At 49.2% G+C, this 9,795-nt stretch carries 10 protein-coding genes; 6 read left to right on the forward strand and 4 right to left on the reverse strand.

The features are described from left to right. The first annotated feature begins 2 nt into the window (after positions 1–2). The 5 genes from ON16_RS14805 to ON16_RS00975 all read left to right on the forward strand — a co-directional run bounded on the left by ON16_RS14805 (position 3) and on the right by ON16_RS00975 (position 4,128). Complete coding sequence (locus ON16_RS14805) at positions 3–716, forward strand: late competence development ComFB family protein (protein WP_051131449.1); 714 nt, start codon at positions 3–5, stop codon at positions 714–716. 285 nt (positions 717–1,001) lie between these two features. Beyond that, positions 1,002–1,835, forward strand: a complete 834-nt coding sequence (gene modA, locus ON16_RS00960; RefSeq protein WP_040658665.1) for a molybdate ABC transporter substrate-binding protein — start codon at positions 1,002–1,004, stop codon at positions 1,833–1,835. Continuing rightward, positions 1,832–2,638, forward strand: a complete 807-nt coding sequence (locus ON16_RS00965) for a molybdate ABC transporter permease subunit (protein ID WP_040658667.1) — start codon at positions 1,832–1,834, stop codon at positions 2,636–2,638. Before modA ends, ON16_RS00965 begins: the two co-directional genes overlap by 4 nt. Then, positions 2,628–3,395, forward strand: a complete 768-nt coding sequence (locus tag ON16_RS00970; protein WP_243441738.1) for an ABC transporter ATP-binding protein — start codon at positions 2,628–2,630, stop codon at positions 3,393–3,395. The genes ON16_RS00965 and ON16_RS00970 overlap by 11 nt, the downstream gene beginning before the upstream one ends. Then, the gene (locus tag ON16_RS00975; protein WP_144032019.1) at positions 3,373–4,128 is read left to right on the forward strand and encodes a Rossmann-like domain-containing protein; all 756 of its coding nucleotides are present in this window, start codon (positions 3,373–3,375) and stop codon (positions 4,126–4,128) included. Before ON16_RS00970 ends, ON16_RS00975 begins: the two co-directional genes overlap by 23 nt. A gap of 56 nt (positions 4,129–4,184) precedes the next feature. Here the strand turns inward: ON16_RS00975 and ON16_RS00980 are convergent, their stop codons facing one another. From ON16_RS00980 to ON16_RS00995, 4 genes are all read right to left on the reverse strand, one after another. Beyond that, positions 4,185–5,258, reverse strand: coding sequence for a PTS sugar transporter subunit IIC (locus ON16_RS00980; protein WP_040658670.1), 1,074 nt, complete (start codon positions 5,256–5,258; stop codon positions 4,185–4,187). A gap of 100 nt (positions 5,259–5,358) precedes the next feature. Further along, the gene (locus tag ON16_RS00985) at positions 5,359–5,871 is read right to left on the reverse strand and encodes a transcription repressor NadR (RefSeq protein ID WP_040658672.1); all 513 of its coding nucleotides are present in this window, start codon (positions 5,869–5,871) and stop codon (positions 5,359–5,361) included. 333 nt (positions 5,872–6,204) lie between these two features. Further along, the gene (locus ON16_RS00990) at positions 6,205–6,993 is read right to left on the reverse strand and encodes a type III pantothenate kinase (RefSeq protein ID WP_040658675.1); all 789 of its coding nucleotides are present in this window, start codon (positions 6,991–6,993) and stop codon (positions 6,205–6,207) included. After that, on the reverse strand, positions 6,977–7,699 hold the full coding sequence (locus ON16_RS00995; protein ID WP_243441739.1) for an ECF transporter S component: 723 nt from the start codon (positions 7,697–7,699) through the stop codon (positions 6,977–6,979). Before ON16_RS00995 ends, ON16_RS00990 begins: the two co-directional genes overlap by 17 nt. Positions 7,700–8,061: 362 nt before the next feature. Here ON16_RS00995 and coaBC point away from each other — a divergent pair, with 362 nt between their 5' ends. Further along, on the forward strand, positions 8,062–9,273 hold the full coding sequence (coaBC, locus tag ON16_RS01000) for a bifunctional phosphopantothenoylcysteine decarboxylase/phosphopantothenate--cysteine ligase CoaBC (RefSeq protein WP_040658677.1): 1,212 nt from the start codon (positions 8,062–8,064) through the stop codon (positions 9,271–9,273). Positions 9,274–9,795: the final 522 nt, after the last annotated feature.

Here is a 9,795-nt window from a genome sequence, read left to right on the forward strand (position 1 = left end):
CCATGCCCGCCAACAAGAAAAGCACAAATAAAACTGCACATGTACTGAATATGATCGCGGCGGGACAGGATACCGAAAGCGCATCTCCCGCGCCTCTCGGCGCGGCGCCGATGCCTACCGCAGAAGTGCCGGGCTTTTCCCATGCCGCTGTCCTGTCTCCCGTTGTAGAGGTGGAACATGTCCCCGAAGATCTCTCCGATCAGGTGAGGGAGGCTTTGAGTGAGGAACTGAACAATCTGGACGACGACTCCTTCACCGCTTTTCAGCCGGAGACGATCTCCACTATCGGTTCCGCGCCCATTCCAACGGCGGCGCCTTCCGCCCCGCCTGCCGCCGCCGCGCAGCCGATTCCCCCAGTCCGCCAATCCGCACCCATACCGTCCGCACAGACGAGTTCTTCGGCAAAAGCGGATGCTCCGCAGGACGGCTTGTCGGAGAAGGCAGAGACTGAGGAAGAAAGCAAATATATCAATATTATGCAGGCGCTGGTGGAGGAAAAGACCCCCCAGTATATAAAACTTCTTGGCGTTTGCTCCTGCAGCCGTTGTCTGGCCGACGTAAAAGCACTGGCGTTGAGCCATTTGGAACCAAAATACATTGTGGTACACAGCAGCCAGCATTTTCCCTATACCGTGTATGAGAACCGGTATAACGCCGCCGTGACCTCGCAGATCATTGCGGCCTGCCGAACCGTGATGGGCAATCCGCGCCACTGAGCGGTTTTTTACACCCGGAGCGGCGGTCTGGCTGAAAGCCGGATGCTGCCAAAAGGATTTCTCAAACAAAGAAAAGAGCGCCGAAATGCCCTGCAAAAGCAGAGTATTTCGGCGCTCTTTTTAATTCAACGATATGAATTCACCTGCGGACAGACCCGCGCCGCTCGGAGACTGCCAGTACAGGCAATTTGGCTTCCAATATAAATAGCGTTATACTTGACCGAGAATAGCGGTTGTGTTATTGTTACATCAGCACTATTGGTCTATATATAAGGAGGAGAAACCATGAAAAAGATTTTAGTAACGGTTCTTGCACTTTCCATGGCACTTGCACTTGCCGCTTGCGGCGGACAGGGGCAGAAGTCCCCCGGCAGCGTCTCCGGCAATTCTGCCGACTCTGCGGCCTCTGGTGAAGCGGCTGTTTCCACACTGGCTGCGCCAAATCTCGGCGATCAGTCGCTTCTCATTTACTGCGGCGCGGGAATGCAGAAGCCTTTTCAGGAAATTGCAGACGCATTTCAAAAGGAAACCGGCTGTCAGATGAATGTTACTTACGCAAACGCGGCACAAATCCAAACACAGATCACAGAATCCAAGGAGGGCGATTACTTTATTGCCGGCTCTGCGGATGAGGTAAAGCCTGTTAAGGACAACGTGTCCGGCAGCGTGGACCTTGTAAAGCACATCCCTGTTTTGGCGGTTGCCAAGGGAAATCCGAAAGGAATTACCGGTATTGCCGATTTGGGCAAGAGCGACGTTGTGACGGTGATCGGCGATCCGGAATCCACGCCGATTGGAAAGATCGCGAAAAAGGCATTTTCCGATTTCGGCGTTACCGATACCGTGACGCTTGGCGCGACCACGACCACGGCTCCCCAACTGGCAACGGTGGTAGGGCTGGGCGAGGCAGATGCGGCCATCATCTGGAAGGAGAACTGCAACGCCGACGGCGTGGAAATCTGTGAGACGACGGACTTGGACGGCTATGTAAAAACCGTTCCGGCGGCAAGACTCACGTTTTCCGCGGACAGCGTGGCTGCGGACGAATTCAGCACATTTCTTAGCTCTGATGCAGCCAACCAGATCTGGTCTGCCTATGGCTATGAATTGGCGGAATGAAGCGGCGGGAGCATAACGCCTTTCAATCTGCCTGCGTTTTTCTCACGCTCCTGACAATTCTTTTTATCGGAGGAAATATTGCTGTAATCGCATTCCGGGGGATACGTAGTCTCCCGGAATGCCTGCATCAGCGCGAAACATTGTTTGCTGTATATTTAAGCGTCAAAAGTGCGTGCATATCCAGTATTCTCTGTTTTGTGCTGTCGATTGCGGTTTCCTATGTCTTGACCAAGACCCGATTGTTTTGCCGAGAAGCCATTGAAATTCTTTTGGAATTGACCATGTCGCTGCCCAACATCGTATTGGGCCTGAGTATGCTGATCCTGTTTTCCTCGCCGATGGGAAAGGCGTTGAAAGGCGCGGGCTTTCCAGTCGTTTTTAATAGCAGCGGTATTGTATTGGCACAGCTGGTTGTCAATCTGCCGTTTGCTGTAAAGCTGACGTCAACGGCTTTTCGCGAAGTCGATCAAAAATTAGAGCGGGTGGCCGGCTTGCTGGGAGCCACACAGGGAAAATGCTTTTTTACAATTTTGCTGCCTCTGTGCAAAAACGCCCTCATCAGCGCGTTTATACTGGTGTGGTCGAGAGCCTTGGGGGAATTTGGGGCAACGCTGATGCTGGTGGGTGTCACCCGCATGAAAACGGAGACACTTCCCGCCAGTATTTATCTGGATGTCAGCACCAACGATCTGGGCGGCGCGCTGGCCAGCGCATTCATTTTGCTGCTGATTTCCGCCGTCTCGCTTGGAATCGCAAACCACTTTGCCAAAGCCAACAGGAGTCTGAGCCGATATGAGATGTAATATGAACGGCCTTTTGGAGATACAGGAACTCACAGTTAAACGCGGCAGCTTTTTGCTGGAGCATATCAATTTTTCCCTTCAGGAAAACGAGATTTTTTCGATTATCGGAAAAACAGGCTCTGGGAAAACCCTGCTTTTAGAGGCAATCGCCGGCTTCTATCAGCCGGATCAGGGAAAAGTCCTCTACGGGGGAACCGCCATGTGTGAAATCCCTGCTTTTCAGCGAAACATTGGGTATCTCTATCAGGATTACAGCCTTTTTCCGCATATGACGGCGTTTTCCAACATTGCTTACGGGCCTAAAATGCGGGGAGTTTCAAAGGCGGAAATACAGACCGGCGTGACGGAAATCGCGGAGCAGTTAGAAATCAGGCACATTCTAAATCAGTATCCCGGAACACTCAGCGGGGGAGAGCAGCAGCGTGTTGCTTTGGCGCGCGCGCTGATCATGCGGCCGTCCCTGTTGCTGCTGGACGAACCATTTTCTGCACTGGACCCGGTCACAAAACGCAGTATGTATGATATGATCCGAAAAATTCGGAAGGATTTTGGCTGCTCCCTCGTTTTCGTGACTCATAATTTTACTGAGGCGGAGAGCTTGGCCGACCGGATTGGCGTTTTAATAGACGGGCACCTTTGCGGGATTGTAAAAAGCCAAGACCTATACAGTGCCCAATGGGGAAGAGAGGTTCTGGATTTTCTCGGGATTACAGAAAAAGATGGGAGGGATTGTCGTGACGAAAGAGGAACTCTATGAGAAGCTGAAGAACGGATTTTTACAGGTTTTAAAACAGCACCAGATTGAAAATGACACCGTAACCGTGTCCTGCCGCGCTTTGACCCCGCAGGAGGCGATTGGAGAAACCGCGCGGAAGGACTTTCCGATCATTACCGGAAAGGACGTCATGATTGAGGCAACATACCGCGGCAGCAGGGGGCAGGCCTTTACAGACTCACCCACCGCGTTCAGCGGAACGCTTTCTGAGATTTTACAGATGGAAATTGCCCATAATTCTCATAACTGCGGAATTTTTATCGCAACTTTGAATGCGGTAATGAACTCCGTGGGACTATGCAGCGGAACGGTACACTGCAAAACGGACGGACCGGAACAATGCGCCTTGGACATGCTGGCGTTTCTTCGAGAAAATTATCCGCATATCCGGCGCATCGCATTGATCGGCTATCAGCCGTCGCTGCTTGAAATGCTGTCCCGCAGTGAATACGAGGTTCGGGTGCTTGATCTGAATCCGGGCAATATCGGGCAGGAGCGATATGGGGTCGTGGTGGAGGATGGAGCCTGCAAAAAAGAAGAAGTCATTCGCTCCTTCGCGGACCTGATTCTCTGCACAGGCAGCACACTTTGCAACGGCACAATCGTTGATTATCTGGATTTGCCTGTGGAGGTCCTGTTCTTCGGGATCACGATTGCCGGCAGCGCTGACCTGCTGGGGGTAAAGCGGGTGTGCTTTGCAGATAAATACGAGTAACCAGGGTTCAAAAGGAGTTCCCCGTCCCGCCGATACCAGCACTCCAACCCACGGCGTTATGCCAGCTTCAGATCGCCGTCCTTGACCCACCCCGCGCTGCGGCACAGAGTATTGATGGCGGGGGTGAGAATGGCAGGCAGAACAAAGCAGATCAAAATCAGGCCCAGCCATTCTGCGGTGCCAATGGCGGTGGCGGAGGCACCTGCGTTTACAGCGGCCTCGCTGGGGGCAACCCAGCCGGTATACAGACCGATCTGCCCCACCAGACCGCAGGTGCCCATGCCGGACGCCACAGGCGGGCCGTTCATCTGCAATTTAAACAGGCACGTAGCCAAGGGGCCGGTGATTGCCGAGGCCGCCGTGGGCGCGATCCAGATGCGGGGATTGCGGACGATATTGGGCATCTGGAGCATGGATGTGCCCAAGCCCTGCGCCACAAGACCGCCCCAGCCATTTTCCCGAAAGCTCATAACGGCAAAGCCCACCATCTGGGCGCAGCAGCCCGCCACAGCGGCTCCGCCCGCCAGACCCACCAAACCGAAGGAGGCGCAGATGGCGGCAGAGGAGATGGGCAGCGTGAGCGCTATGCCCATGGTGACAGAGACGAGTACGCCCATCAAAAAGGGCTGGAGGTCGGTGGCCCACATGATGAAGCTGCCGACTGCCATAGCCGCCGCGCCGATAGCTGGCGCGATCAGCTTGGCAAGAGACACGCCGATAAAAACCGTAACGGCGGGGGTGACCAGAATGTCCACCTTTGTCTCCTTGGACACGGCCTTACCGAACTCGGCAGCAATGATGGCGATAAACAGCACAGCCAGCGGACCGCCCGCGCCGCCCTCTTTATTAGCCGCCCAGCCCACTGCGGCCAGAGAATAGAGCACCAGCGGGTCTGCCTTTAAGGCATAGCCGATGGCCACGGCCATGGCCGGGCCAGCCATTTCAAAAGCGTACTGCCCGACTTCTTCGAGGAACTGCCAGCCCATCTGTTGGCCCAGCGTTTTGAGAATCGTGCCGATCAGCAGCGAACAGAATAGCCCGTGGGCCATATAGCCCAGAGCGTCTATACCGTATCGGCGCGCGGAAAAGACGATGTTTTTGCGGGCTAAAAATGTACGAATACACTCCATAGAAGGCACCTGCTTTCCAAAAAATACAATGCGGCGTGTACATGTGTCATGACACATGTACACGCCGCATTGTATCTCGAATATGGTGTCTTGTCAACTGTCAATCTTGCAGAAGAATGCCCAGTTTTCCCAGAGCGGCCAGTACCCTTTGGAATGCTGCCTCGTCGGGGCAGGCAAGCGTGTGAAGGTGGATACCCTCAGTCAGGTCGGACAGGGGCTTGGCGTCGGAACGGTCGCACCGGCGCAGAAACTCCTCCACATCGTAGCGGCTGGACATTTGCAGCGGACCGGTCAGCTGGCCGTAAATAGGATGCTCCACCACCACGTCTAACACGGTGCAGCCATGATCCACCATGACGTTGAGTTCTGTACGCATCCCAGCGGCGTCGTGGCGGCACGCCACCTGATGCAAAAGACTGGTCGTGACCTGTTTCATCATATATCCCCGGGGAGTGGCAGACACGTCCAGTCCTCCCGCGCGCAGCAGAGCTACGTCTCCCACGATGACCTGACGGCTGACGCCCAGTTGTGCGGCCAACGCCGATGCGGATACCGGCTGATCCGTCTGTTCCAGAATGCGCCGAACTGCCGCCCTGCGTTCGTCTGACTGCATGTTCCATTCCTCCTGTCCTGACAGCTGTCAGGTGCTGTTTTTAAACAGTCTATCACACCCGTGCCGTCTTGACAACCGTTCCCGACGTACCCTTGCACGGGGTAAAAGCAAACATAACGGGGTTCTTGTAAGAGTAGAAAACTATATGGAATTCATTTCGTAAATTTCACTACACGTGGAAAAATAAAAACGGCACCAATTCAGTACAGGTAAAGGCAAACAGCTGTCTAGCAGAGTACGGATAACTTCTCTGGTAGACAACTTATCTTTAATTGCATCAAACAATTTTATAATCTGCCCAGCAACGATGGTTTCGTATACGTTGCTATAAACCTAGCAATTTTTCTGTGTCTGGTTATGGTAGATATGATATAAACCCTTTAAAAGCAAGTGCTCTTCGTATTGTATCTGTTTATAGCACCAGGGCAGGATCTGTTTACAGTGCCCACCAGTTGCCACCACAGTAACTGGTGTCCCCAACTCGTTTTCCACACGTGAAATTATTCCGTCAATTGCGGCAGCTGTACCAATAATAGCACCGTTACATAAACATGTTTTGGTGTCTTGCCCAATGATATTGGTAGGAGCCATCTGCTTAAAATCTATTGCTGGCAATTGTGCGGTTTTGCTGCTTAGTGCTTTAATGCCAATAGTTGGGCCTGGCATTATTAATCCACCTATAAATCCACCATCCGAATCTATGACTGAAACTGTTGTCGCTGTTCCCAAGTCCAACACGACCAATGGTGGTGCCCACTGTAGCATTGCAGAAACCGCATCTACAATTCGGTCGCTGCCTAAGGTGGAAACATCATAGTTTTTAATAGTAAGCCCCGCGTCTGTTCGCGCATTAATTACATAGGTCGATATTCCAATAACCTTAATAATAGCATCACACAAAGTTTGAGTCAGTGGAGGAACAACGGAAGACAAAACGGCCCCTTGAATATGCGTAGGATTGACATTGTGCTTTTTTAAAGTCTCTGCAATCCACTCCGAATAGGGCAGTACTGCAATACTGCAGTTGCTTTCAATATGTTCCACAAAGATAGGCTCTTTGGTAGTACACCTAAAAAGCGCAAGTGCAATAGTTGTATTCCCAATATCAACAGTTAAAATCATGATTATAATCCCTTGGTTCTGTATTAACTGACATACTCTTTCCTTTTCGTAGGATCCGAAGCAAAGGAACTGTGATAACAGGAACTAGCACTGCTGCAAGAACTGCTTCAGGAATGCCGTTCACTGCAACAACACCCAGAATGACGTCTAAAACAGCTTCTACCAATATTCCGCTTACTAACGCATATGCTTCACGAAATATAATAAAAATCAAAGTCATAACAAGAATGGTATTTGTTAGAGATCCCAGAATGCTGGATAGTATAAGTCCGATGTTACCCCTGTTCTTAAACCATCGTTGGAATAAAGGAATTGTCCTATAGTAAACAATCCAAGGGACAACCCCAACTAAAATACGGGGCACAAAACAAACCACTAGGGCCCAAGGACTTCCGCGATCCATCCCAGGGACTGGTATAAAAGGAGAAAAAGCAAAGGAAAGCAAGCTCGGTGCGATCGTGTTTTTGATTAAGCTGGTTAGGCCGAAGACAAAGCCCAGTACCATTCCTTTGTAAGGTCCAATTAAAATTGACCCAATGATGACAGGAAGATGCAGAATCGTTGCTTTTATAAATGGTAAATCTACAAGGCCAATGGGTGTAAACGCAAGAAGCAGTAAAATGGACGAAAGCATAGCGAGCAAGACAAGATCTCTTGTGCTCTCTTTCTGCATGGACAGGGCATAATGGGTTTGTTGACTTTTCATTTCGTAAACCTCCTGCTGCTGTTCTTGTTAAGATACAGCGCAAATTTGGGATTTTGTCTCCATCCGGTGAAATATCTGAATCTCTCGTCCTCTTATAAAAGGTACAAGGATTCGTATCCCGAATTTCAACCAATGTAGTATACCATAGCTCTTTTGCAAAGCCAAGAACTCGTGTGAAGATTTTTGAACATTTACCAAGTTAATATTTCTGTGTTATAATAATACGGCAAGGGACTATTGGATACACTAAATTATAATTTGTGGAAGTAGTTTACCAATCACATTCAATTAGTTCAACATGATGGGGTTTAAGAATTTTCCGTTCAATTCTTTTGAGATAATTTATCATTAGGAGAACTACTATGTTAAAGAACAAAACCATTCTTTTGGGTATAACTGGCGGGATTGCCTGTTATAAGGTTGTACAGCTAGCATCTGACATGGTGAAACAACACTGTGATGTGCATGTTGTTATGACGAAGAACGCTACGGAATTTATTGCTCCGCTTACATTTGAGACGATTACTGGGAACCGTGTTATAGTCGATACCTTTGACCGCAACCACCCCCACCAGATTGAACACATTTCTTTGGCAGATATGGCAGACCTGGTTCTAATAGCACCAGCAACGGCAAATATCATTGCCAAATTGGCGCACGGGTTTGCAGACGATATGTTAACAACTACTGTTCTTGCCTGTTCTTGTCCCAAGATTATTGCACCTGCTATGAATACAAACATGTATGAGAACCCAATCACTCAATGCAACATGAATACCTTAACGAACTATGGCTGGGACATTATTGAACCAACCAGTGGGCGGCTTGCCTGTGGAGTGGTAGGGACAGGAAAGCTTGCGGATATTGACGTTATTTTGGAGGCAGCAATACACAAAATATCATACGAAAAGGATCTTCTTGGTTTAAAAATTTTGGTTACCGCTGGTCCCACGCAAGAATCATTGGATCCAGTACGGTATTTAACAAACCATTCCAGCGGACGTATGGGATATGCACTTGCGCGGGCAGCTGCCGCGCGCGGAGCGCAGGTTACGCTGGTTACAGGGCCTACGACAATTCGGAAACCTTTGTTTGTAGAAACGGTAGAGGCTTGTAGTGCGCGAGAAATGTTTGTGGCAGTAACTGAGAGAAGTAAGGCTCAGGATATTATCATTATGGCCGCTGCAGTTGCAGATTATCGGCCGCTGGTTACTGAGGCAGAAAAAATCAAGAAGACCCAAAAGGCCGATGATCTTAACCTACCATTAGCGCGTACAGATGATATTCTCGCTTGGCTGGGGGAACACCGCACAACAAACCAGACTTTATGTGGATTTGCCATGGAGACGCAGTCTTTGATTGCACATGCGAGAGATAAACTGATCCAAAAACATGTGGATATGATTGCAGCTAACAATCTTCGTGATCCAGGGGCGGGATTTGCTTATGATACCAACCGGATTACTTTAATTACAAGGGAAAAAGAAATTGCCTTACCCTTGCTCTCGAAAGATGCTGTTGCACATCAGATTTTGAATGAAATTCTACTATACCGGAATGTATTTGTTGAATAAGTATGCGCCGTTTAGTAGGTGTCTCGCAAATAGTATGCCATGCGTCTCTGGCTGTTGAAGCAGTATGAACCAGTATATTCCTTAATCGTGTAATACGAAGCGCACGCTTATCGACATCGCGTCAGCCTGTTAAATTTTTGTATTACGTATGTACTTTACCATGCGTCGTATAGATTGTTTTTTTGAATTTTATTATCTTGTGAAAATTTTTACTCAATTAATAAAATGAAAAGAAATATCTTTTTAAAATGAAAACGCTGCAAAATCACTAAAACAGCAATTTTGAGGCGATTTAACGGGAGAATATATTCAAACCTCATTGCAGATTAGCGATGCTATTCCCTTAGCAGGGGGAGGTATCTTCATTATGAATATCCGATATAGAACTCTATAGATTTGTGTTCCCAAAAATGTTCCTATTTTGCAAAATTTGTTTCTATAAGATGCACTTGTTTGACTTTGCTTTCTGGTAAAAGACATGAAGTGACATTGCTTGACTTTACAAGTGACCTGCCCCCCAAA

The sequence above is a fragment of the Oscillibacter ruminantium GH1 genome, from assembly GCF_000307265.1.
Lineage (GTDB): Bacteria > Bacillota > Clostridia > Oscillospirales > Oscillospiraceae > Oscillibacter > Oscillibacter ruminantium.

Bases quoted from the DNA above. Each gene is read 5' to 3' on its own strand.
- modA (WP_040658665.1), top strand. From the start codon at position 1,002: ATGAAAAAGATTTTAGTAACGGTTCTTGCACTTTCCATGGCACTTGCA.
- ON16_RS00990 (WP_040658675.1), bottom strand. From the start codon at position 6,993: ATGATTTTAACTGTTGATATTGGGAATACAACTATTGCACTTGCGCTT.
- coaBC (WP_040658677.1), top strand. From the start codon at position 8,062: ATGTTAAAGAACAAAACCATTCTTTTGGGTATAACTGGCGGGATTGCC.
- ON16_RS00985 (WP_040658672.1), bottom strand. From the start codon at position 5,871: ATGCAGTCAGACGAACGCAGGGCGGCAGTTCGGCGCATTCTGGAACAG.
- ON16_RS00965 (WP_040658667.1), top strand. From the start codon at position 1,832: ATGAAGCGGCGGGAGCATAACGCCTTTCAATCTGCCTGCGTTTTTCTC.
- ON16_RS14805 (WP_051131449.1), top strand. From the start codon at position 3: ATGCCCGCCAACAAGAAAAGCACAAATAAAACTGCACATGTACTGAAT.
- ON16_RS00970 (WP_243441738.1), top strand. From the start codon at position 2,628: ATGAGATGTAATATGAACGGCCTTTTGGAGATACAGGAACTCACAGTT.
- ON16_RS00980 (WP_040658670.1), bottom strand. From the start codon at position 5,258: ATGGAGTGTATTCGTACATTTTTAGCCCGCAAAAACATCGTCTTTTCC.
- ON16_RS00995 (WP_243441739.1), bottom strand. From the start codon at position 7,699: ATGAAAAGTCAACAAACCCATTATGCCCTGTCCATGCAGAAAGAGAGC.